Genomic DNA, 21937 nt, shown 5'->3' with positions numbered 1-21937 from the left:
GCGGCATGTGATGCGTGGAGCGATGATGGCGGCCGCGGTGCTGACGGGGCTGGCCCTCGCCGGGCCGGCCGCCGCGCAGCGGACGGGCGCCTACTCCGTGACGGGCACGAACCCCGACGGCTCCTCCTATGACGGCGATCTGCTCATGCGGCAGGTCGGCCTCTCCTCCTGGCAGGTGCGCTGGCAGGTCGGCGGCAACCGGTTCGAGGGCTACGGCATGTCGTCCGGCACGACCTTCGCGATCGGGTTCACGCTGGGCGACCGGCCGGGCGTCGCGATCTACACCATCCTTCCCGATGGGTCGCTCACGGGGCAGTGGACGTTGATCGGAAGCAGCGCGATCGGCACCGAGACGCTGACGCCCGCGGCGATGCCGGGTCCGGCACCTGCGGCGCCCACACCCGCGCCGGCGCGCTGACGGGGTTCGCTCGTCCCCGACAGGGTCCAGGTTAGCCGGAGCTCATGGCCGGCGCGGCGCGCCGGCCGTTGAGGATTTGCCTCAGGCTCCGGTCCAGAGGCGCCAGGCTGCAATCACGGCCGCGACGGTCGCGCCAAGTCCGGTCAGCCAGCCGATCGCTCGGATGGCCGCGAGCCCGACCGCGCCGTGAAACTCCTCGCGCGTCATGTCGTCGAGAGGACGGGCCGCACCCCAGCTCGTGACATCCGGCTGCGATCCGCCGAAGCGGTCGCGGTCCTCGGTCCGCGGACGCCGCCGCGCCTTCACGAACGGGTCGGTGTAGCTGAGGTGCTTTTGCATCTGCTTAACGTCCTCCTCAACGAAACGTAAAAACCGTCGAAGCGGGTCGCAAGGCGTTTAACAATCTTAATATTGACACGCCTGGGACAGCTCATGACCGCCCCTACCCTGAGGAATGGGATCAGGCACGATGCGCGGACTGTCGCATCGTCCGGTGTACGCAAACCTAACCGGCTTCCCGGCGCAGCAGTTCCGCCTTCCGATCAAGCCCCCAACGGTAGCCGCGCAGCGCGCCGTCACGGCCCACGACGCGGTGGCAGGGGACGGCCAACGCCACCGGATTGTTGGCGCAGGCGCTCGCCACCGCCCTGGCACCACCCGGAAGGCCGAGGCGCGCCGCCAGCGCGCCGTAATCCGTGCGCGTTCCGAGCGGGATCGCCCGCAGCGCCGCCCAGACCCGTTGCTGGAAGGCGGTGCCGCGCAGATCGAGCGGCAGATCCAGGGCGGCGCGCGGCTCCTCGATCCAGGCGATGATCGTCTGCACCACCGCCTCGGCCTCGGGGCCGGCCGGGACGACCCGCGCCTTCGGGAAGCGCGCGGTCAGGTCGGCGCGCATCGCCGCCTCGTCGTCGCCCAGCGCGAGGAAGCAGACGCCCTTCTCCGCGAAGCCCACCAACACCATGCCGAGCGGCCCCTCGGTCGCGGCCGTCCGGATCGTCTCGCCGGCCCCGCCCCGGCGGGCGACGCCGGGCGTCATGCCGAGCACACGTCCCGTGTCCTCGTAGACCCGGCTCTCGCTGCCGAATCCAGCCCCGGCCACCGCGTCCGCGACCCGGGCGCCGGCAGCTAGGGCCTCGCCGAGCCGGCGGGCCCGCACCGCGTCCCCGTAGGCCCGGGGCGTCAAGCCCGTGACGTCACGGAACAGGCGGAGGAAGTGGTGCCGCGCATAGCCCGCGCGCGCTGCCAGCTCGGCAAGGCTGGGCGGCGTCTCCGCGGACTCGATGAGGTGGCAGGCCTCCGCGACCGCGGCGGCGTGCAGGGCCGAGCGTGCCCCATCCGGGTCGCAGCGGCGACAGGGGCGGAAGCCCGCCGCAACGCCCGCAGCCAGGCTGTCGAAGAACCGCACGTGCCGCCGCAGCGGGGCGCGGGACGGGCAGCCGAAGCGGCAGACCACGCCCTGGCTCGTGACGCCGTAGAAGCGTCCGGGGAGGGCGTCCCGCCGCAGCAGGGCCGCCCAGAGGGCCTCCTCGTCGAGGCCGGCGGGGAGAATGTCGGGGATGTCTCGCATGTCCCCTATCTGAGCCATCAGTCCGGCGGGTCCCATCCGGCCGTTGCGCTGGCGTGCGGTCCCGGCCGTCAGGTGTCGTCGCCCAGGGCCTGCCGGCTGAGATCCCGCCGCCGCTGCGTGCCGCCGGGCAGGTGGGGATGCAGGGCCAGTGCGGCGTCCAGGCTGCGGAGCGCGCCGTTCAGGTCGCCGGATTCCTGCTGGATCTCAGACAACGCAAGCAGCGCGCCGAAATGGCGGGGCTCCAGCCGGAGAGCCTGCTGCAGGTCGGCCGCGGCCGCACGCGAGTCGCCTGACGCAGCGAGAGCCTGGGCGCGCAGAATCCAGGACTCCGCGAAGTCGGGCTGCAGGGTGATGGCGGCGTCCAGATCTTCCACCGCGTCGGCCGCGGCACGCCCTTCCAGGTTCCGCAGGCCGCGGCGGATCAACAGCGATACCGCCGGGCTGCCGCCCTGCGCCCAGAGCGCCTGGATTCGGGTCTGGAGCGCCGTGGCCGCCGCCTCGTCGGGGGCGAGGGGCAGACCGTCCAGCAGCCGGTCCAGCTCCTGCCGGCGCCGCGCCGCCGCGTCGGGCGCGGGGACGGGCGAGGCCGTGGGAGGCACGGCCGGAGCCACGCCGGCGCCACCCCCGGGTGGCGTCAGGATCTGCGCCGAGACGGGACCGGCAAGGAGAAGGAGCCCCGCCGCGGCCAGCATCGGGATCGTCATCCTGCCAGCGCCTCCTGCCGCGCCCGTGCGGCCAGGACGGCCGGCGGCTCCGGCCCGCCCGCCATCCAGTCCAGCAGCTCCACCGTATGCGCCACCGGCAGCCCCCCGCCGCCGAGCTGCGTCAGGCAGCCGATGTTGCCCGAGGTCACGATGTCCGCCCCCGTCCGGTGCAGGAAGGCGAGCTTGCGCTCCCGCAACCGCCCGGCGATCTCCGGCTGCATGATGTTGTAGGTGCCGGCGCTCCCGCAGCAGAGATGGGCTTCCTGCGGCGTGCGCACCTCGAAGCCCGCCCGCTCCAGCAGGGATTTCGGCACGCCGGTGATCCCCTGCCCGTGCTGCAGGCTGCACGCGGCCTGGTAGGCCACAGCGATCCCCGGTGCCGGGCGGGACGGCGCGTAGCCGAAGCGCGTCAGCACCTCCGACACGTCCTTCGCCAGCCCGGCGATCCGGGCCGCGCGATCGCGCAGCACCGGCTCGGCCTCCCGGAACATGTGGCCGTAATCCTTCACCGTCGTGCCGCAGCCCGAGGCGTTGATGACCACCGCGTCCAACCCCTCCCCCTCCGCCTCGGCGGCCCAGGCCTCGATGTTGGCGCGCGCGGCAGCCATCGCGGAGTCGTGCCGGCCCATGTGATGGGTCAGCGCGCCGCAGCAGCCCTGCCCCTGTGTCACCACCACCTCGATCCCCATGCGGGTCAGCAGGCGGATCGTCGCCTCGTTGATCGAGGGCGCGAGCACGCTCTGCGCGCATCCCGTCAGCAGCGCGACGCGTCCCCGGCGCTTCCCTTCGGCCCGATGGACCTGCGGGCGGCTCGTCGCGCTGGCCGGCGGCAGGGCGGCGGGCGCGAGGTCGAGCATCGCCCGCAGCCGCTTCGACGTGAGAGAGGCGCCGCCGAAGAGCCCACGCAGCGGCCGCGCCAGCCGCGCCATGACGAGGGAGGCGCGGAACAGCGCGGGGCGCGGCAGCACGGCCGCCAGCACGCGGCGGATCAGCCGGTCCGGCAGTGGCCGGACATAGGTCTCCTCGATGTAGTGGCGGGCGTGATCCACCAGGTGCATGTAGTGGACGCCACTGGGACAGGTGGTCATGCAGGACAGGCACGACAGGCAGCGGTCCACGTGGCGGGCCACCTCCTCGGTCGCGGGACGGCCGGATTCCAGCATGTCCTTGATCAGGTAGATCCGACCGCGCGGGCTATCCAGCTCGTCGCCCAGCAGCACGAAGGTTGGGCAGGTCGCCGTGCAGAAGCCGCAGTGCACGCAGGTCCGGAGGATCTTGTTGGATTCCCGCGTGTCGGGATCGGCGAGCTGGGCCTCGGAGAAGCTTGTCTGCATAGAACCTCGTCACGCCGGAGCGGCCGCCACGGCAGCACCATAGAGCAACCATAGGTTGGCCGCGCCGTTGGGCCAGAACAAGAACGGCCCGCCAGATGGGCCCTGGAAACCCAGTCCGATGAGCCCTCGCGCCCTCTCCGGCCCGGCTCCCAGGCCGGCCGACATCATTCGCCTCGGCACCCGGGAAGCGCAGCGCCTTTCAGCGCTCCTCGCCCTGCCCGGCCAGACCCTCGCCCGCTATCCCGGCGATGGCGGACGGGTCCTACCCACGGGCGGCGGCCCTTCGGTGCGTGTTCCGGAGGGGCGATCCGCGCCGGTCTGGCGGTCCGACAGCCGCTAGATCCCGCCGAGAAAGGCGCCGCGTCCCGCCGCGATCCTGTGTGCCCCGAAAGCGCCGACCTTCGTCTACAGCGGCATGAAGGGAAGCGGGACGAAGGCATAACCCGCGCCCTCCCGCAGGATGTGACCGAAGCCCGGGAAGGGCATGTGCATTCCGGCGACCATCAGCCGCTCGCCCACCGCCCGGTCCAGCGCCCGGGCTCGGGTCGCGGCGGCCAAGGCACCGTCCACGTCGAAGGCCACGCTGACCGCGGGGCGCGGAAGCTGAAGCGGCGCGGCATGGATCACGTCGCCCCAGATCAGCAGCGACGGCCCGCCATCCGTGACGAGATAGCCCGTGTGGCCCGGGGTGTGTCCGGGCATCGCCACCGACTCGATCCCCGGGGCCGGGGCGGCACCTGGCGCCAGGCGCCGCATCCGCCCGGCATAGGGTGCGACCGAGGCCTGGGCGATCTCAAAGAAGGGTCGCACCTCTGCCGGGGCCCGGGACAGCGCATCGGGCGCGAGCCAGAAGCCCGCCTCGACCTCCGGCACGATCAGTTCGGCATTCGGGTAGACGGCGCGTCCATCCCGGACGAGGCCGCCGACATGATCCGGGTGCAGGTGGGTGGCGATCACCGCGTCCACCTGGGCCGGCTGGATGCCCGCCGCGGCCAGCGCCTCCGGCAACAGCGCGACGGTGGGGGCGAAGCCGGGTTGGGTCCCCGTGTCGATCAGGTAGAGCCGCTCGCCGGTGTTGATGGCGTAGGCGTTCACATGGGCGAGCACCGGCCCCTGGGGACGGAAGGCGCGTTCCAGGAGCGCCGATGCTTCTGTCCCGACGGCGGGGAAGACCTCCAGGCCCAACTCCAGCGTGCCGTCCAGCAAGGCCGTCACCTCGAAGCGGCCCACCCGGATCCGGTGGAAGCCGGGCGCCTGGCGCCCCGCCATGGGGGCCGCGGCGCGCACCGTCCGCGGCAGCGCGGACAGGGCCGCCGCGCCGAGAAGCCCGGCGCGGCGAGACAAAATCGGACTGGTCACGGTCTGCATCCCCTCTGACTGAAGGAAGGGTTGGGACCGATCCCTTCGGCTGCAAGGCGGATCGTCCGGGGCGGCGCGCGGGTGCCGCCCCGATCGGCTCAGGCGAAGAGGAAGTCGGAGGCGTCGATCTGCGCCACCGTCATGTTGTCCAGCAGGATCACCCCGGCCCCGAAGACATTGGCACCCAGGTTGATCTGCACCGCGCTGCCCACCTGCGTGATGTCCCCGAACAGGTCGCCGAAGCTGTCCAGCGACGTGCCGTAGCCGCTGATCCGGATCTGGTCCACGCCGTTGGCGAAGTCCGTCACCCGGTCGGTCCCGTTCAGCCCGGAGAAGTTGAACTGGTCGCCGCCGGTGCCGCCGGACAGCACGTCATTCCCCTCGCCGCCGCGCAGGATGTCCCCGTCGGCGCCGCCGATCAGCGTGTCCGCCCCGAGCCCGCCCACCAGCTGGTCGCTGCCCGCGCCGCCGTCGAGCACAAGGCTCATCCCGCCGGTCGCGAGCGTGCCGACCGTGATCTGGTCCGCGCCGGCCCCGCCATTCACCCGCAGGAAGTCGAGGCCCGCATCCGCGCCCAACACCGTCACCTGGGCGGAGAGGCCGGCCACGATCGTGGCGTCGCCACTGCGCAGGATGCTCACCACGTCGGCCCCCGCCGTGCCGTCCACCGAGACGCCGTCGGCCTGGGCGTCGAAGCCGAGGTCGAGCTGCACCTGGGTCACGTCCGTGCCGACGAGGCTGCCGACCCGCATGGTGTCGGCCCCGCCCAGCGCATTGAAGCGGATCGTCTCCACGTCGTTCAGGTCCATAGTCACCGCCGCCACGTCGCGGAACATCACGGCGCGCCCGCCATTGGCGAAGATGTCCACGGTCTCCGACACGTTCGCCCCGTTGAAGAGCAGCGTATCGAAGCCGGCCTGGCCTTCCACCACGTCGTTGTCGTCGCCGGGGTTCCACACGAAGGTGTCGTTCCCGGCGCCGAGCAGGGCCGTGTCGTTCCCGTCGCCGCCGAAGACGAGGTCGGAGCCGGCGGACCCGATCACCAGATCGTTGCCCAGACCGCCCTGGATCGTCAGCCCGGCCACGCCGGCCACCACGCCGCTGGCATTCAGCACGTCATTGCCCGCGCCGAGCTCCACCGTGATCCGGTCCAGCGCGGCCTCCAGGCCGGTGACCTGCACGGACGCGGCCAGGCCCAGCACGCTGACCGCCGTCCCGGAGGAGGAGAGGGTCACGATGTCAGCCCCGGCCGTACCGATCACGGACACCGAGTCCGCCTGACCATCCCCGAGGCCGCCGCCGAAGCTACCCTCCAGCCCCACCCGGACCGTCGTCGCGTCCGTGCCGGAGAGGTCGCCGATCCGGATCGTGTCCGCGCCGCCGAGGGCGTGGAAGTCCACCACCTCCACATCGTTCAGGTCCATCGTCACGTTCGCGATGTCCCGGAAGAACCGGACGCGGCCGCCATTCGCGGCGATGTCGATGGTTTCCGAGATGTTGGCGCCGTTGAACAGCATCGTGTCGGTGCCGGCCTGGCCCTCCACCACGTCGTTGTCGTCGCCCGGGTTCCACACGAAGGTGTCGTCCCCGGCGCCGAGCAGGGCCGTGTCGTTGCCATCGCCGCCGATGACCACGTCGTTCCCGGCCGAGCCGAGCACGAGGTCGTTCCCCAGCCCGCCCAGCACCGTCAGGCCGATCGCGTTCGCGGGCAGGGCGGTGGCGTCCACCACGTCGTTGCCCGCACCGGCGTTCAGGACCAGCCGGTCCAGCGCGGCGTCCACACCGGCCAGCCGGACATTCGCCCGCACGCCCGTCACCTCGATGTCGCCGTCCCGGACGGCCACGACCATCCGGTCGTCGCTGGCCCGGCCATCCACCGTCACCTCGTCCGCCGCGCCGTCGCCACCCCCAGCCGGACCGGCGAGTTGGAGCCGCACGAGTTGCAGGTCCGTGCCGCTGAGCACGCCGACGTGGAAGCGGTCGGCCCCGCCGAGGGCATTGATCTCCAGCACCTCCGTGTCGTTCAGGTCCATCGTCACGTTGGCGACGTCGCGGAACACCCTCACCCGCTCGCCATTGGCGGAGATGTCCATGCTCTCGCCGACGTTGGCGCCAGAGAAGCGCAGCGTGTCGAGGCCGTCCCCGCCCTCCACCACGTCGCTGCCATCGCCGGGGTTCCAGGTGAACGCGTCGTTGCCCGCACCCAGCAGGGCCACGTCGTCGCCCCGCCCGCCCAGGACCACGTCATTGCCGTCGCCACCGACGAAGGTGTCCGCGCCCTGGCTGCCGAAGAGGGTGTCGTTGCCGGCCCCGCCATCCAGCACCAGCCGCGTCACCCCGGCCGCCATGGTCGAGGCGGTGACCACGTCGTTGCCGGCCCCGGCATTGATCGCCAGCGTGTCGAGCGCGCCCTCGGAGCCCGTGACGTTCACTCTGGCGGAGAGGCCGACCACCGAGACGGCGCTGCCCGCGCCAAACACGTCCACGATGTCGTTGCCGGCGGTGCCGTTCACGGTCACCTGATCCGCCGATGCATCGCCGGCGCCCGTGGCGGAGGCGAGGTTGATCTCGACCGAGGTCACGTCGGTGCCGGACAGATCGCCCACATTCACCTTGTCCGCCCCGCCGAGCGCGGCGAAGCGCACCACCTCCACGTCGTTCAGATCGGTGACGATGTTCGCCACGTCCCGCGTGAAGAGCACCCGGCCACCATTCGCGGCGACGTTGATCGTCTCGCCGATGTTGGCGCCGTTGAAGACGAGCGTGTCGGTGCCCGCCTGCCCCTCGACCACGTCGTTCCCGTCGCCGGGGTTCCAGACGAAGGCATCGTCCCCCGCGCCCATCAGCGCCACGTCGTTGCCGCGGCCCCCGGTGATCAGGTCGTTGCCGTCGCCGCCCAGCAGCACGTCATTGCCCTGGCTGCCGGTGATCGTGTCGTTGCCGGTGCCGCCATCCACCACCAGCTGCGCGCTGGTCGCCTGCAGCACGGACGCGTTCACGACGTCATCGCCGCCATTGGCATTGATGACGAGCTTCTCCATCGTCCCGGCGTCCACCGAGAAGGGGGCAGGGTCCACGCGGTCCAGCCGGAACCGGGTGCCGTTGGTGGAGACGGTGAAGAACTCGTTCCCGTTGCCGCCATTCACCTGGAGCGTGTCGATGCCGTCGCCGCCCTCGGCGAGGTCGGTGTCGTCGCCCGGATTCCAGATGATGAGGTCGTCGCCCGCCTCGCCGAACATCTGGTCGTCGGCGTCCCCACCCGTCAGCGTGTCGTTACCCGCCCCGCCGAACAGGAAGTCGTTCCCGCCCTTGCCGAGCAGGACATCGTTGTCCGATTGGCCGAAGAGCAGGTCGGCGCCGGACCCGCCGGTCAGGACGTCATTGCCCGAGCCGCCGAAGAGGTTCGCCTTGGGCAGCGCGCCGTTCGCCTCGTTGACGGTGAGGACGTCGTTGCCGGCCTGCCCGAAGACCTGCATCAGCGAGGTGTTCGCCACGGTGGCCCCGCCGACCGGCGCCCCGTTGAGGAGGATCTGCCCCGCCGCGTTGCGGGAGAGGGTCACAGCGTTGTCGAGGCTGTCCCCGAACAGGGAGAGCGTGCCGTTGCCGAAGCTGCCGGTCACGGCGTTGGTCGTGGGGATTCCCTCGTCGGTCGAAGAGATACCCGCCTCGGCGGCGAGCTTCCGGGGGAAAAGGGGCTGGTCGGACATGGCGGCTTTCCCGATCGCATCAGGCGCGACGCCGCCCGAGGGGGGCGGTGAACCGCGCTGCGTGGGGTCACCATGGCGGCCGGGCGGACCCGGACCGTGTTCCCGCCGGGACAGGCCGGGCGGCGGGGTTCAGAGTCCCGCGCGCATCCGCCCGGGGTTCAGCCGCCCCGCCGGATCCAGCGACGCCTTCACCCGCGCCGAGAGGCGGGCGAGCGCCGCCGGCTCCTCCGGGATGACCGGCAGGGCCGCGCGGAGCGCGTCCGGCGCGCGGAAGAGGGTGAAGGTGCCGCCCGACGCGGCGGCCATCACCACGCGGTGCGCCGCCTCGGTCGCCGGGCCGGAGACCCAGACCAGCCCCCCGCCCCAGTCCAGCAGCAGCCGGGCCGGGAAGGCTGCCCGCAGCGCTGCCGCGGCGGCGTGGGCCGCGGAGGGACGCAGGGACAGCCGCCACACCGCCTCGCCCTCCGCCGGGGCCAGGGCGGTGGCGTCGCGGATGGCGCGCCAAGCCGCCCGCGACTCCTCACCCTCCAGAATGCGCGAGACACCGGGCAGCGCGGCGCGGAGCCGGCCCGTCCGGTAGGCGACGGAACTCGCCACGTCCTCCAGCCGCAGCAGCGCGGCCGGGCCCGCGATGCCGGCCGCCTCCAGCCCCTCGGTCACCAGGGCGGCGCCGGTCACGCCATAGGGGCTGGTCAGGCCGGCGGAGAGCACCGACACCCCGGCGGCGGTCCCGTCCACCGGGACCACCAGCGTCGCGGTTCGCTCGGCGGCGGGGGCGACCTTCAGTGTCACCTCCGTGATGATGCCCAGCGTGCCGTGGCTGCCGGCCAGCAGCTTGCACAGGTCCAGACCCGTGACGTTCTTGTGCACCCGCCCGCCGGCGCGCAGCACCTCCCCGGTGCCGTTGACGAAGCGCAGGCCCAGCACGTTGTCCCGCAGCGCCGTGCCGGCGATACGCCGGGGGCCGGACAGGTTCGCCGCCACAAGCCCGCCGATCGTGGGCGGCGGCCGGTCCGCCGTGCCGAGCAGGCCGCGCAGATCCGGCGGTTCCGCAATGAGCACCTGATCGTGCTCCGCCAGGGCCGCCTCGATCTCCGGCAGCGGCGTGCCCGCGCGGGCGGCGATCACCAGCTCCTGCGGCCTGTGCAGGGTGATGCCGGTCAGGTTCCGGGTGGAGATCGTCCGCGCCGCCTGCACGGGGCGCAACATCCCCAGCGTCGTCCCGCTGCCCTCGATGGCGACCGGCGCCGTCGCCTCCGCGACCGCGCGCGCGATACCGGCCTCGTCGGCCGGCGCGATGGTCCCGCTCATTCCGCCGCGACGGACAGGGCGGGGTTATCCTCCAGCGGAAAGACCTTGGCGGGGTTCAGCAGCCAGCCGGGGTCGAAGGCCGACTTGATCCGGCGCTGCTGCGCCAGCTCCGCGCGATTGAACTGCACGCCCATCAGGTCCCGCTTCTCCACGCCGACGCCGTGCTCCCCGGTCAGGCAGCCGCCGACTTCCACGCAGAGCTTCAGGATGTCGGCGCCGAAGGATTCCGCCTTGTGGAAGGAAGCCGGATCGTTCGCATCGAACATGATCAGGGGATGCAGGTTCCCGTCCCCGGCGTGGAAGACGTTCGCGACCTTCAGGCCGTACGCGTCGCTCATCTCACCGATCCGGCGCAGCACATGCGGCAGCTCGCCCGTCGGGATGGTGCCGTCCATGCAAAGGTAATCCGGGGAGATCCGCCCCACCGCCCCGAAGGCGCCCTTGCGTCCCTTCCAGATCGCGAGCGATTCCTCGGCGCTGGCGGCCACCCGCATGCTGATCGGATCGAACCGCGCGCAGATGTCGCGCAGGCGCGCGAGCAGGTCGTCCTGCTCCTCCACGCTGCCCTCCACCTCGATGATGAGCAGGGCCTCCGCGTCCAGCGGGTAGCCGGCGTGGGCGAAGGCCTCGCAGGCGTGGATGCAGGGCTTGTCCATGAACTCGAGCGCCACGGGGATCACGCCGGACCCGATGATCGCGTCCACCGCCTCCCCGGCCACCTCCGTGGAGCGAAAGGCGGCGAGCATCGCGCGCTGCCCCTCGGCGGAGCGCAGGATGCGCACCGTCACCTCCGTCACGATGCCAAGCTGCCCCTCGCTCCCCGTGATGAGGCCGAGCCAGTCATAGCCCGCGGCGTCCAGATGCGCGCCGCCGATCTCGATCACTTCCCCCTCGATCGTCACGAACTTCACGCCCAGCAGGTTGTTCGCGGTGACGCCGTACTTCAGGCAGTGCGCGCCGCCGGAATTCATCATCACGTTGCCGCCGATCATGCAGGCGAGCTGCGACGAGGGATCGGGCGCGTAGAAGAACCCCTCTCCCTCCACCGCCTTGGTGATGCCGAGGTTGGTCACGCCCGCCTCCACCACCGCCAGCCGGTCGGGGAAGGACACGTCCAGGATGCGGTTCATGCGCATCAGCCCGATCACCACGGCATCCGCCAGCGGCAGCGCGCCGCCGGACAGTGACGTGCCGGCCCCGCGCGGCACCACCCGCACGCCGTTCTCGTGGCAGAAGCGCAGGACGGAGGCGACCTGCGCCGTGCTGGTCGGCAGCACGACGGCCAGCGGCGGCTGGCGATAGGCCGAGAGCCCGTCCGTCTCATAGGGCTTCAGGCGCAGCGCCTCGGCGATCACCCCGTCCCCGGGCACCAGCGCGCGCAGCCCGGTCAGGATCTCGTCGCGGCGGGCCAGGACGTCCGGCTTGGGGGCGGGCAGCAGGATCATGCGGTCATTCCAGCCCCGTTCCCAACACGGGCGGGGTGGTGCTCAATCTGGCGGCGGGGCCGGCCCGCCGCAAGCAAGGGCCGACCCGGGGGAGACCGAACGATGATCCGTGCCGCCACCCTGGCCCTCGCCCTGGGCCTCCTTTTCCCGCCCGCCCCGGCAGCGGCCCAGCGGGCCGGCACCTACCAGGTGGAGGGGACGGACCCGGCCGGCTCCCCCTATTCCGGTACGGCCACCTTCACCGCGCTGGATGGCAAGACCTGGCGCATCACGTGGCGGATCGACGGCGAGAGCGGGGGCGCCGAGGGCATCGGCCTCGTGGCCGGCGGCCTGCTCGTGGTCGGCTACACCATCTCCGGCGCGCCGGGTATCGCGACCTACCAGCCGCAGCCCGACGGCTCCCTCGTCGGTCCCTGGACGAGCGGCCAGGGGCTGGGATCGGAGCGCCTCGTCCCGCGCTGAGCAGCCGTCGGCGCAGGCGCGCTCCTCCCCCATTCAGGGGATGCGGCCGCCCATGGGCGGGGCCGAGGGTGTTGCCGGGGAGACCCGCCCCGCCCGAAGGAGGCCCCTCCGATGCCCCGATCCCTTTGCCTCGCGCTCGGCTTGCTCGCCGGCCTGGCCGGACCGGGCAGCGCCCAGCCGGCGATGGAGGCTTTCACCCTGCGGCTGATCGCCGAGGCGGGTCGGGTCGCGGAAGTCCCCTCCGTGCTGCACCGCCCCGACGTGTTCGGGGAGCGGCCGGCCATCATCCTGCTGCCCGACGGCTCCGCGCCCGACACCCGCGCCGGCGAGCTCGCCGCGCTGCTGGTCGAGGCCGGTTGGACCGTCCTCGCGATGGATCTCGACCCCACGCCGCTGGACGGGCTCGTTCCGACGCGGTCCGGCCCGATCGCCCCGGGGTCGGACCCGCACGGGGCGGCCGCGGCGCTGCACCAGATCCTGGCCGTGCTGGCGACGGACCCCTTGGTCGATCCCCATCGCATCGCCGCGGTGGGCCTGGGCGCCGGCGGACGGGCCGCGCTGCTGGCGGCGTCCGAGGCGCTCGCGGAGGCGCAGACCGGTCCCGATGGCCTGCGCTTCGCCGCCCACGCCGCCCTCTATCCCGGCTGCGGAGCCCTGCTCGACGAGGGCTTCGCGGACGAGGATGCCTGGAGCCTCGCCCCGGTCGCCCTGCTCCATGCCGGGCGGGACGACCGCGACGCGGCGGAGGATTGCGGCGAGCTCCGCGACGCAATGCGCCTCGCAGGCCGTCAGCCCGCCCTGTGGCAGGTCTACCCGGACGCCTCCTATGGCTGGGACTACGGCGACGCGCTCGGCCGCATCATCCGCCTGCCGCTGCCCGGCGGCCCCCCGGTCACGGTCCGCCAGGACACCGAGGTGGCATCGGACGCGGCGGATCGGCTGGTGCGCTTTCTCCGGCAGGCGCTGGAGCCGCCGCCGCGCGGACGGGTGGCAGGGCGCTGAACAGCCGCGCCAGCTCCGCCTGGGAGCGCACGCCCGCCTTCTCGAACACGCGGGCAAGGTGGGTCTTCGCAGTAGAGGGCGCGATGCCCAGCGTGCCGGCGGCGCCGGGCAACCCGGTGCCGCCCGCGACCAGCGCCGCCACGGCAGCCTCCGCCGCGGTCAGCCCGAGCGCGCCGCGCAGCGCCTGCGCCGCCTCGTGCGGGACGGGGGCGGCCGGGTCGCTGACGAGCACGATGGCCCGCGCCCGGCCTGCCCCCACCCACCCGGCGAAGGGATGCGGCGGTAGCCCGATGACCATCACCACGAGCGCGGCGAGGCCGGAAGGCCGGGTGAGCCGAAGCGGCGGTCCCGGCGCCGCCTCTATACCCGCCGAGAGCGCCAGCGCGTGCGCGATCTCCCGCTCCAGCACCGCCGTCTCGGCTGGCAGGGCCGCGGCGAGGCGCAGGATGCCGGCGCCGTCCGCACGGAGCCCGTCGGCGTCCCGGATCAGGGCCTGTGCGGCCGGGTTGGCGTGGAGGATCCGCGCCGCGCCATCCAGCAGCAGCGCGGCCCCGGCCATGAGATCGAGCGCCGTACCCAGGTGCTGCGCCGCATCCCCCAGCACCGCGAGCTGAACCGAGAGGTCCACCGCGCGGGCGATGTGCGGCACGAGGCGGTCCATCCGCTGCAGGGCCCGCTCCGTCTCCTCGGCCTGGCGGGCCCGGAGGGTGACGGCGACGCCGCCGCTGGCGCCGGCCCGGACGAAGGAGGGCTGGAGAACGTTGACGAGGTTCTCGATCCCCTGCGGCGCGAGGATGTCGGAATGGAAGGCCGACCGGCGCACCGCGGCGAGGTCCGCATAGGCGTGGGCCGAGACGGCCCGGCCCTCGGGCGCGCGGATGAGGCCGAGGTTAATGGGGTTGCGCACGTACTGGCGCATGTAGAGCTGGCCCAGATCGTCGCGCAGGCGGGCCGCCACGAACATCGTCGCGACCATCGCGCCGTCCGGGCCGCTGGGCTGATGGCGCGTCAGCATCGCGCCGCTGCCGCCGACCGCGTCCGCGATCAGCTCAAGCGCGGCGGGCCAGCGCGAGAGATCGGAGGCGGCGCCGTAGATGGCGTCCAGCACCGCGGGCAGGGACGGTCGCATCGCGGCCTCCGGGCAGAGGGCAACGCCACAGGAGCCCTTGCCCCGCGGCGATCCGCCTCAACCCTGGCACACGCGGCCTGCGCGTTTCTATAAACTCTTCCGCTCCAGCATCGAACTGCGATGCCGGACGGGGATCAGCCCTGGCGGGCCTTCAGGCGCGGGTTCTTCTTGTTCAGCACGTAGACGCGGCCGCGGCGACGAACGAGGAAGCAGTTCTTGTCGCGGGTCTTGGCGCTCTTCAGCGAGTTCCGGATCTTCATGGTCTTGCTCTGGTCACGTCGAAGGGCGAGGCGACGTGGCCATCCCCCGGGGAGGCGGCGGTATATGGGCGGGGGCAGGCGGGGTCAACCCGCGCGCGCCTGCTGTTCCCGGGGTAACCGCCTGGAAAGACAACGCACGGCATCTTGAGGTCCAGCAGGGGACCCGACCATGATCCGCCGCCTTCGCCGCCTGATGAAGCGCCTGAACTACCGGCCCGAACGCCGCTACATGCGCGGCGGCCGGGCGGGCTGACCGGCTTCAGGCGTCCGGCCCCATCAGGGCCAGCCCCTCCGCGACCGAGACGAACTCGCCGCCGCCGAAGACGCGCTCCGCCCCGAAGCGGCGGGTGAAGATCGCGCGCACGGCCGGGACCAGCGAGGTGCCGCCGGTCAGGAAGACGCGGTCCACCCCCTCCGGCCCCAGCCCCGCATCCGCCAGTGCGGCCTCCACCGCCGCCTCCATCCGCGCGAGGTCGGGGGCGATCCAGGATTCGAAATCCACCCGCGTAACCGGCGCCTCCACCACGAAGTCCTCGTGCCGGAAGCGCAGCACCGTCGCCTCGCTCCTGGAGAGCGCGACCTTCGCGGCGGAGACGGCGCGGTAGAGCGCGTAGCCCGCCTCGTCCTCGATCAACCGGATCAGGTGGCGTAGCCGCTCCGGGTGGTCGGCCGTGCGGGCGACCTCGCTGATCTCGCGCAGGGTCTTCGGGCCGCGCATCAGGGGCAGCCGGTGCCAGCGGGCGAAGCTGGAGTACCAGGCCGGCGGCACCGGCAGCGGCTTGCCCATCACCCGGTAGGAATCGCCCTTGCCCAGCAAGGGGGAGATGACGCGGTCGATGATCCGCGTGTCGAAGGCGTCCCCCGCCAGCCCCACGCCGGCATGGCCGAGCGCCGTCACCCGCCGCGGCGGCCCGGGATCGAACCGCAGGAGGGAGAAGTCGCTCGTGCCGCCTCCGAAGTCGCCGACGAGCACGGTGGCCGGGCGGTCGATCCCGGCGGCGAAGCGCTGGCCGGCGGCCGCGGGCTCCAGCGCCACCGTCACCTTGGGCAGGCCGGCCGCGGAGAAGGCGGCGCGCAACCGTGCCTCCCCGAAGGCGTCGTCCGCCCCCTCCCCCACGAATCGCACCGGCCGCCCTACCGTCACTCTCGCCCCGTCCAACTCGTCCCGGAAAGGTTCCAGCAGCTCCCGCAGGAAGAGGGCGATCAGCGATTCGAGCGTCCAGCGCCGGCCGATGATCCGCGTCTCGGTGAAGCTCCGCTGCGCGAGGTAGCTCTTCATCGACATGATGAGCCGGCTGGCCAGCGGCTCCTCGAGATACGCTTCGATGGCCGCGGGACCGGCCGCGTGCCGCCCCGCGCCGCTCACGGGATCGGACCAGAAGCAGAGGACGGAGCGGAACACCTCCTCCGTGTCATGCCGCAGCGTCACCGCGCTCCCGTCCGGGCGCAGGGCGGTCACGACGGAGTTGGTGGTGCCGAAGTCGATCCCGATGACGGGGCCGGTCGCGGGCTGCACGGAAGGGCTCCGAAAAGGGGGCGCGGGTTCAACCCCACCGCGCCGCCCCTGACAAGCCCCCTAGCCGACGAGGGTCAGCCGACGAGGGACCAGATCATCCGGATCGCGGTGATGCCGAGGAACACCGCGAAGGCCCGCTTCAGCATCAGAGGCGGGATGGTGTGGGCCAGGTGCACGCCCCAGGGCGTCGCGATCATGGAGCTGGGCACGATCAGCGCGAAGCCGATGAGGTTCACATAGCCGAGGGAGAGCGGCGGCAGCAGCGGGTTGCCCCAGCCGGCCCAGATGAAGCCGATCGTCGCGGGAATGGCGATGACGATCCCGAAGGCCGAGGCGGTGGCGACCGCGGAGCGGATCGGCGTCCCGAAGAGGTTCATCAGCGGCACGCCCACCGTGCCGCCGCCGATCCCCATCATGGCCGAGATGCCGCCGATGAAGGCGCCCAGCACCTGCCGCAGAGGGCCGGTCGGGAAGCTCTCCCGCAGGCGGGAATCCACCCCGGTCACCGCCATGTTGATCGCGACGAGCAGGGCGATGACCGCGAAGATCGCCGTCAGCACCGTTCCCTTCACCCACACCGCGATGACCGTCCCGATCAGCACGCCCACGATCAGGGAGGGGATCATGGACTTCAGCAGCGGCACGTCCATCGCGCCGCGCGCATGGTGCTTGCGGGCGGACTGGATGGAGGTCGGGATGATCGTGGCCAGCGAGGTTGCGACCGCCAGCTTCATCTGGATTTCCGCCGGGATGTCCAGCAGTGGGAAGACGTTGAACAGCACCGGCACGATGACGATGCCGCCGCCGACCCCCAGCAGCCCTGCCAGCGTGCCGGAGACGAGGCCCGTGATCGCCATGACCGCCGCCAGCGCCGCGATCCAGAGCGGGTCGTGCATATGCGCCATCGGCGGCCCTTCCTTGCGTGGGGCCGGAGAGGCGGCCTCGGGCGGGCTGTAGGACGGAACCGCGCCCCTGTCAGGCCCCGGCTGGCCCCATCTGGCGTGGACCCGGCCGGTCCCGCATCATCCCGTCGTGTCCCTGATCACCGATCCCTGGTTCTACGCCCTGGCCATCCCGGGCTTCCTGATCAACGGGATCAGCAAGGGAGGCTTCGCCTCGGGCGCCGGAAACGTGGCCGTGCCGCTGATGGCCCAGGCCGTGCCGGCGCCGCAGGCCGTGGGCATCGCCCTCCCCGTGCTCTGCGTCATGGACGTGGCGGGGTTGCGTGCCTGGTGGGGGAAGTGGAGCGCGCGGGAGATGCGCGCCATCCTGCCGGGCGGGCTGATGGGGCTCGTGGCCGGCGCGCTCCTCTTCGGGCTGTTCTCCGCGCGCGGGATCAGCCTGATGCTTGGGCTGATCACCCTCGGCTTCCTCGCGCGGGCGCTGTGGCAGAAGGCGCGCGGGCTGCTGCCGCCCCCGGCGCCGCCGAGCGCGGTGCGCGGCGGGTTCTGGGCGGCGGTGTCGGGTTTCACCAGCACCATCGCCCATGCCGGCGGGCCGCCGCTGGCGATCTACATGTATCCCCTGAAGCTCGACCGGCAGACCCTGGCGGCCACCACCACCGTGTTCTTCGGGGTGATGAACTACGCGAAGCTCGTGCCCTACTGGTGGCTCGGGCTGCTCGACGGGACGAACATCCTGACGAGCCTCGTGCTGCTGCCGATCGCTCCCATCGGGGTCTATATCGGCATCTGGCTGCAGAGCCGGATCACGGATCGCGCCTTCTACAACGTGGTGTATGTGCTGCTGGCCGTGACCGGCGCGAAGCTGGTCTGGGACGGACTAACCTAGGGGTCGAACGATGACGGATCGGGTTCTCGGCGTGCTGGGCGGCATGGGACCGCTCGCGAGCGCGGAGTTCATGCGCCAGCTCACCCTGCTGACCCCGGCCGAGCGGGACCAGGACCACATCCCCGCCGTGCTCTGGTCCGACCCGCGCGTGCCGGACCGCAACGCCGCCCGCCGCGGCACCGGGCCGGACCCCCTGCCCATCCTCCTCCGCGGCATCCGCGGCCTGGAGGCCGCGGGCTGCGGCGCCATCGCCATCCCCTGCAACACCGCCCATGGCTGGATCGACGGCATGCGCGCCGCGACCCGCCTGCCCATCCTCCACATCGTGGAGGCCGCGGCGGAGGCGCTGCGCCGCCAGGGCATCGGCCCCGGCACAATCGGCGTGATGGGCACGGCGGCCACGCTCGCGATGGGCCTCTACCAGGACGGGCTGCGGGACGGCGGCTGGGATGTCATCGCGCCGGATGCGGCGGAGATGGCCCGCCTCGTCACGCCGGCGATCGAGCTGGTGAAGGCCAACCGCGTCAACGAGTCGCACGCCCCGCTGGCCGAGGCGGCGCGGCTGCTGACAGCGCGCGGCGCCCGCGCGGTGGTGTTGGGCTGCACGGAGATCCCGCTCGGCATCGCCGCCGGCCCTGCCCCGCCCTTCCCCGTGGTGGACACGATCGAGGCGCTCGCCCGCGCCTCCATCCGCTGGGCGCGGGAGGACGCGCGCCTACCCGAGACCGCGGAGGTCTGATCGCAGCCGCGCGGCGTCGGGCACGGCGGCCGTCAGTTCCGCCTGCACGGCGGCCCAGATCGGCATCGCCTGCCGCAGCAGCGCGTGGCCGGACGCCGTCAGGAAGAGCTGCCGGCTGCGGGCATCCGCCGGGTCCGGCCGCGCCTCGACCAACCCGCGCCGCTCCAGCGGCTTGAGGTTCGCCGTCACGGTGGTGCGGTCCATCGCCAGCAGCGCCGCGACCCGCCCGACCGTCGCGACCTCGCTCCGGTTGAGGCTGTGCAACAGGGAGAACTGCCCACTCGTCAGGTCGAGAGGGCGGAAGGCCTCGTCGAAGCGCCGGGCCACGGCGCGGGCCGCCCGTTGGGCGTGCAGGCAGAAGCAGCTCCGGTAGACGTCGCGGCTCGCCTCGAGCGGGAGGGAATCGGTCATTGACTCTCGTCCATATAGGTTGATATCAACTTTCTGTCCAGCCCGTCGTGGCTGGCGCAACAAGGGGGAACGACCAATGGACGTGCTGCAGACGCGCACCGCCGAGGACGAGGTCCGAGCCGCGGTGACCGCCTTCTTCGAGGCCGCGAAGCGCCAGGACATCACCGGCATCGCCGATGGCTACGCGGAGGACGTGGTCACCTACGATGCCATCGGCCCCGTCCGTTTCGTCGGGCGCGAGGCGGTGGTCGCCCACTGGCAGGCCTGCTTCGCGATGTGCCAGGAGGGCTCGATGGCCCTGCGCGAGCTGCGGGTCGAGGCCTCGGGCTCGGTCGCCTTCTGCTCCTTCCTGCTCGACTGCGGCGGCGTCGGCCCGGACGGCGTCCGGCACGAGGGCACGATGCGCGGGACGAGCTGCTTCCGGCGAGAGGTCGATGGCCGCTGGCGCATCGCGCACGACCACTGCTCCTCCCCCTTCGATCCGATGACCGGCAAGGTCCTCTGCGGCCCGGCGCCGGCCTGACGGGCGGGGCGGGCCTGGCGCGGGGGCGCCGGGCCCGTCAGCCCGTCCAGACCACCCGGAAGCGCTCGCAGAGCAGGACGGTGGCGAGGTCGGCGCGCCCCTCGTGGAAGGCGATCATCTCCCGCCGCCAGGTCGGCAGCGTGCCGTCCCACTCCCCGTAGTCGCGCGCGAAGCCCTCATCCACCTCGCCCAGGCGCCGGGTCTCCGCCTCGACCGTCTCGACCACGCAGACTGGCTCGCCCCGCCCGTCCAGCACGATGCTGAGCGCGCCGACGAAGGGCGCCACCATGCCGGGCTCGGCCCAGTCGCTCATCGGGGAAGAGGTGGCGGTCTTCCGCCCGGACAGGATCACGGCCGCGCCGTGATCGGCGTGCTCCGGCCGGTTGCCGATCGAGAAGGCCTCGAAGAGGATCGCCGGTTCCCGTCGGGGCGCCGAACGAAGAAACCGCTCCCAGAAAGCCTGCACCCGCGGGTCGGCCACGCCATCCTCCCGTCTATTCCGAGGAGGAAAGCTTCAACCCGATCAGCCCGGCGAGGATCAAGGCGGCGCTCGCGAGCCGGAGCGCGCCCATTCCCTCACCCAGCACGACGATGCCGACGATGAAGGCGCCCAGCGCCCCGATCCCGGTCCAGATGGCATAAGCCGTGCCGAGCGGCAGGCCGCGCATCGCCAGCGCCAGCAGCCAGAAGCTGGCCGCCGCCGCGACGACCGTGATGATGGAGGGAAGAAGACGGGAGAAGCCCGCGGACTGCTTCAGCGCGAAGGCCCAGACGACCTCCAGCAGCCCGGCAAGGATCAGATAGGCCCAGGCCAAGAGTCGTTAAGAATCAGTCGCAATCGCAGCCATCAGTCGGCCCGGGATCGGCGCGGACGACGTGGTGGTCGATCCACTCCGCAACCAGGCGCCGCGCCTCGTTCACCGAGGCCTCGGGGTGGTGAATGCGATACAGCGCCGTGCAGGCCCCGAAAGCGGAGAAGTCGGTGCTCCCGACGTCCCGCAACTCGCGATAGGCGGTCACGACGGCGCGCTCGCAGTTCCGGGTGATATAGCTGAAGTCGCGCCCCATCCGATCACCATCCCTCGTACTGAGATGTTGTTGAGAATTGATCGCAACAACAAGTCGAGTTATACCGGTCCTTGCGCGACGGCACAAGAAGCGAATCCCGCCATGCGGCAACGGTTCAGCCGCGCGCGATGGCCTCTGCGAGAGCCTGCCCCACTTCCACCGTGCCCGCCTGACCACCCAGGTCACGCGTGCGCGGCCCGCCCTCGGCGAGAAGCGTCTCGATCGCGTCGGTGATGGCGGCGGCGGCCTCGGTCTCTCCCAGGTGTTCCAGCATCAGCGCGCCGGACCAGATCTGGGCGATCGGATTCGCGATTCCCTTCCCCGCGATGTCGGGCGCGCTGCCATGCACCGGCTCGAACATCGAGGGATGCTTCCGCTCCGGGTTGATGTTCGCGGAGGGCGCGATGCCGATGGAGCCCGCTACCGCCGGCCCGAGGTCGGACAGAATGTCCCCGAACAGGTTCGATCCGACCACCACGTCGAACCAGTCCGGGTGCTGCACGAAATGCGCGCAGAGGATATCGATGTGGAACTGGTCCGTCATGACGCCGGGATAGTTCTTCGCCATCTCGGCGAAACGCTCGTCCCAGTATGGCATGGTGAAGGTGATGCCGTTGGACTTGGTGGCGGAGGTCACCTTCCGCCGCGGGCGCTTCATCGCCAGCTCGAAGGCGTACTTCATCACCCGGTCGCAGCCGGTGCGCGTGAAGACGCTCTCCTGCGAGACGAACTCGCGCTCCGTGCCGCGGAACATCCGCCCGCCGGAGGAGGAGTACTCGCCCTCCGTGTTCTCCCGGACCACGACGAAGTCGATCTCCTCGGGCTTGCGGTTCGCCAGGGGCGAGCGCACGCCCGGCATCAGCCGGCAGGGCCGCAGGGAGATGTACTGGTCGAACTCCCGACGCATCGGGATCAGCAGGCCCCAGAGTGAGACGTGATCCGGCACGCCCGGCCAGCCCACCGCGCCGAGGAAGACGCTGTCATGGGCGCGGAGCTGATCCAGCCCGTCATCCGGCATCATCTTGCCGGTCTTCACGTAGGTTTCGCAGGACCAGTCGTAGTGGGTCAGCTGCAGGTCGAAGCCGAAGCGGCGCGCCGCGGCTTCCAGCACGCGCAGCCCTTCCGGCGTCGTCTCCTGCCCGATCCCGTCGCCGGGGATCACCGCGATCCGGTAGCTGCGCGCCATCTGGG

General features: G+C 72.1%; 24 protein-coding genes. 7 read left to right on the top strand and 17 right to left on the bottom strand.

Annotated elements, in window-relative coordinates; translation table 11 throughout:
- The first annotated feature begins 10 nt into the window (after nucleotides 1-10).
- The gene (locus tag ACP6CK_RS00590) at nucleotides 11-418 is read left to right on the top strand and encodes a hypothetical protein (protein WP_426956833.1); all 408 of its coding nucleotides are present in this window, start codon (nucleotides 11-13) and stop codon (nucleotides 416-418) included.
- An 81-nt stretch (nucleotides 419-499) separates the two neighbouring features.
- On the opposite strand, the gene ACP6CK_RS00585 is transcribed toward ACP6CK_RS00590, so the two are convergent.
- The 4 genes from ACP6CK_RS00585 to glcF form a co-directional block, all read right to left on the bottom strand.
- Nucleotides 500-757 carry a hypothetical protein gene (locus ACP6CK_RS00585; RefSeq protein WP_426956832.1) on the bottom strand — a complete coding sequence of 86 codons (258 nt, stop codon included), beginning with the start codon at nucleotides 755-757 and terminating at the stop codon, nucleotides 500-502.
- 166 nt (nucleotides 758-923) lie between these two features.
- Nucleotides 924-1985 (bottom strand): bifunctional DNA-binding transcriptional regulator/O6-methylguanine-DNA methyltransferase Ada, encoded by a 1062-nt coding sequence (gene ada, locus ACP6CK_RS00580; RefSeq protein ID WP_426956831.1) that lies wholly within the window; start codon nucleotides 1983-1985, stop codon nucleotides 924-926.
- A gap of 68 nt (nucleotides 1986-2053) precedes the next feature.
- Nucleotides 2054-2689, bottom strand: coding sequence for a tetratricopeptide repeat protein (locus tag ACP6CK_RS00575; RefSeq protein ID WP_426956830.1), 636 nt, complete (start codon nucleotides 2687-2689; stop codon nucleotides 2054-2056).
- The gene (gene glcF, locus ACP6CK_RS00570) at nucleotides 2686-4023 is read right to left on the bottom strand and encodes a glycolate oxidase subunit GlcF (RefSeq protein ID WP_426956829.1); all 1338 of its coding nucleotides are present in this window, start codon (nucleotides 4021-4023) and stop codon (nucleotides 2686-2688) included. Before glcF ends, ACP6CK_RS00575 begins: the two co-directional genes overlap by 4 nt.
- Before the next feature lie 118 nt (nucleotides 4024-4141).
- Between glcF and ACP6CK_RS00565 the strand changes: the two genes are divergently transcribed.
- Nucleotides 4142-4363, top strand: a complete 222-nt coding sequence (locus ACP6CK_RS00565; RefSeq protein ID WP_426956828.1) for a hypothetical protein — start codon at nucleotides 4142-4144, stop codon at nucleotides 4361-4363.
- Between the two features lie 65 nt (nucleotides 4364-4428).
- Here ACP6CK_RS00565 and ACP6CK_RS00560 read toward each other — a convergent pair whose 3' ends face one another.
- From ACP6CK_RS00560 to ACP6CK_RS00545, 4 genes are all read right to left on the bottom strand, one after another.
- On the bottom strand, nucleotides 4429-5382 hold the full coding sequence (locus ACP6CK_RS00560; protein ID WP_426956827.1) for an MBL fold metallo-hydrolase: 954 nt from the start codon (nucleotides 5380-5382) through the stop codon (nucleotides 4429-4431).
- A 98-nt stretch (nucleotides 5383-5480) separates the two neighbouring features.
- Complete coding sequence (locus ACP6CK_RS00555; RefSeq protein ID WP_426956826.1) at nucleotides 5481-9089, bottom strand: beta strand repeat-containing protein; 3609 nt, start codon at nucleotides 9087-9089, stop codon at nucleotides 5481-5483.
- 129 nt (nucleotides 9090-9218) lie between these two features.
- On the bottom strand, nucleotides 9219-10400 hold the full coding sequence (locus ACP6CK_RS00550) for an FAD-binding protein (RefSeq protein WP_426956825.1): 1182 nt from the start codon (nucleotides 10398-10400) through the stop codon (nucleotides 9219-9221).
- Entirely contained in the window at nucleotides 10397-11845 is a 1449-nt protein-coding gene (locus tag ACP6CK_RS00545) for an FAD-linked oxidase C-terminal domain-containing protein (RefSeq protein WP_426956824.1), read from the bottom strand. The genes ACP6CK_RS00550 and ACP6CK_RS00545 overlap by 4 nt, the downstream gene beginning before the upstream one ends.
- A gap of 102 nt (nucleotides 11846-11947) precedes the next feature.
- Here ACP6CK_RS00545 and ACP6CK_RS00540 point away from each other — a divergent pair, with 102 nt between their 5' ends.
- Both ACP6CK_RS00540 and ACP6CK_RS00535 read left to right on the top strand, forming a co-directional pair.
- On the top strand, nucleotides 11948-12307 hold the full coding sequence (locus ACP6CK_RS00540) for a hypothetical protein (RefSeq protein ID WP_426956823.1): 360 nt from the start codon (nucleotides 11948-11950) through the stop codon (nucleotides 12305-12307).
- A 111-nt stretch (nucleotides 12308-12418) separates the two neighbouring features.
- Nucleotides 12419-13309, top strand: a complete 891-nt coding sequence (locus ACP6CK_RS00535) for a hypothetical protein (RefSeq protein ID WP_426956822.1) — start codon at nucleotides 12419-12421, stop codon at nucleotides 13307-13309.
- On the opposite strand, the gene ACP6CK_RS00530 is transcribed toward ACP6CK_RS00535, so the two are convergent.
- The 4 genes from ACP6CK_RS00530 to ACP6CK_RS00515 all read right to left on the bottom strand — a co-directional run bounded on the left by ACP6CK_RS00530 (nucleotide 13200) and on the right by ACP6CK_RS00515 (nucleotide 17119).
- On the bottom strand, nucleotides 13200-14438 hold the full coding sequence (locus ACP6CK_RS00530; RefSeq protein ID WP_426956821.1) for a helix-turn-helix transcriptional regulator: 1239 nt from the start codon (nucleotides 14436-14438) through the stop codon (nucleotides 13200-13202). The genes ACP6CK_RS00535 and ACP6CK_RS00530 overlap by 110 nt on opposite strands.
- Nucleotides 14439-14572: 134 nt before the next feature.
- Entirely contained in the window at nucleotides 14573-14698 is a 126-nt protein-coding gene (gene ykgO, locus ACP6CK_RS00525) for a type B 50S ribosomal protein L36 (RefSeq protein ID WP_426956820.1), read from the bottom strand.
- A gap of 259 nt (nucleotides 14699-14957) precedes the next feature.
- A complete protein-coding gene (locus tag ACP6CK_RS00520) occupies nucleotides 14958-16214 on the bottom strand; it encodes an Hsp70 family protein (RefSeq protein WP_426956819.1) in 1257 nt (418 codons plus the stop codon).
- A gap of 74 nt (nucleotides 16215-16288) precedes the next feature.
- Nucleotides 16289-17119, bottom strand: a complete 831-nt coding sequence (locus tag ACP6CK_RS00515; protein WP_426956818.1) for a sulfite exporter TauE/SafE family protein — start codon at nucleotides 17117-17119, stop codon at nucleotides 16289-16291.
- A 127-nt stretch (nucleotides 17120-17246) separates the two neighbouring features.
- Here ACP6CK_RS00515 and ACP6CK_RS00510 point away from each other — a divergent pair, with 127 nt between their 5' ends.
- Together ACP6CK_RS00510 and ACP6CK_RS00505 are read left to right on the top strand one after the other, a co-directional pair.
- Nucleotides 17247-18005 carry a sulfite exporter TauE/SafE family protein gene (locus tag ACP6CK_RS00510; RefSeq protein WP_426956817.1) on the top strand — a complete coding sequence of 253 codons (759 nt, stop codon included), beginning with the start codon at nucleotides 17247-17249 and terminating at the stop codon, nucleotides 18003-18005.
- 10 nt (nucleotides 18006-18015) lie between these two features.
- Nucleotides 18016-18744 (top strand): aspartate/glutamate racemase family protein, encoded by a 729-nt coding sequence (locus ACP6CK_RS00505; RefSeq protein WP_426956816.1) that lies wholly within the window; start codon nucleotides 18016-18018, stop codon nucleotides 18742-18744.
- On the opposite strand, the gene ACP6CK_RS00500 is transcribed toward ACP6CK_RS00505, so the two are convergent.
- A complete protein-coding gene (locus ACP6CK_RS00500; protein ID WP_426956815.1) occupies nucleotides 18721-19155 on the bottom strand; it encodes a MarR family winged helix-turn-helix transcriptional regulator in 435 nt (144 codons plus the stop codon). The genes ACP6CK_RS00505 and ACP6CK_RS00500 overlap by 24 nt on opposite strands.
- 76 nt (nucleotides 19156-19231) lie before the next feature.
- On the opposite strand from ACP6CK_RS00500, the gene ACP6CK_RS00495 reads away from it, so the two are divergent.
- Entirely contained in the window at nucleotides 19232-19678 is a 447-nt protein-coding gene (locus tag ACP6CK_RS00495; protein ID WP_426956814.1) for a YybH family protein, read from the top strand.
- 37 nt (nucleotides 19679-19715) lie between these two features.
- Here the strand turns inward: ACP6CK_RS00495 and ACP6CK_RS00490 are convergent, their stop codons facing one another.
- From ACP6CK_RS00490 to ACP6CK_RS00475, 4 genes are all read right to left on the bottom strand, one after another.
- A complete protein-coding gene (locus ACP6CK_RS00490) occupies nucleotides 19716-20159 on the bottom strand; it encodes an ASCH domain-containing protein (protein WP_426956813.1) in 444 nt (147 codons plus the stop codon).
- Nucleotides 20160-20172: 13 nt separating this feature from the next.
- Nucleotides 20173-20493: a quaternary ammonium compound efflux SMR transporter SugE gene (gene sugE, locus ACP6CK_RS00485; protein ID WP_426956812.1), complete on the bottom strand. Its 321-nt coding sequence runs from the start codon at nucleotides 20491-20493 to the stop codon at nucleotides 20173-20175.
- Between the two features lie 13 nt (nucleotides 20494-20506).
- Nucleotides 20507-20746 carry a hypothetical protein gene (locus tag ACP6CK_RS00480; RefSeq protein WP_426956811.1) on the bottom strand — a complete coding sequence of 80 codons (240 nt, stop codon included), beginning with the start codon at nucleotides 20744-20746 and terminating at the stop codon, nucleotides 20507-20509.
- A 115-nt stretch (nucleotides 20747-20861) separates the two neighbouring features.
- On the bottom strand, nucleotides 20862-21932 hold the full coding sequence (locus ACP6CK_RS00475; RefSeq protein WP_426956810.1) for a tartrate dehydrogenase: 1071 nt from the start codon (nucleotides 21930-21932) through the stop codon (nucleotides 20862-20864).
- Between the last annotated feature and the right edge of the window lie 5 nt (nucleotides 21933-21937).

The organism is Muricoccus radiodurans, assembly GCF_050154705.1.
Classification (GTDB): Bacteria; Pseudomonadota; Alphaproteobacteria; order Acetobacterales; family Acetobacteraceae; genus Roseomonas; species Roseomonas radiodurans.
The sequence above is the reverse complement of the archived record's forward strand: the minus strand, read 5'-3'. Positions and strand labels throughout refer to the sequence as shown.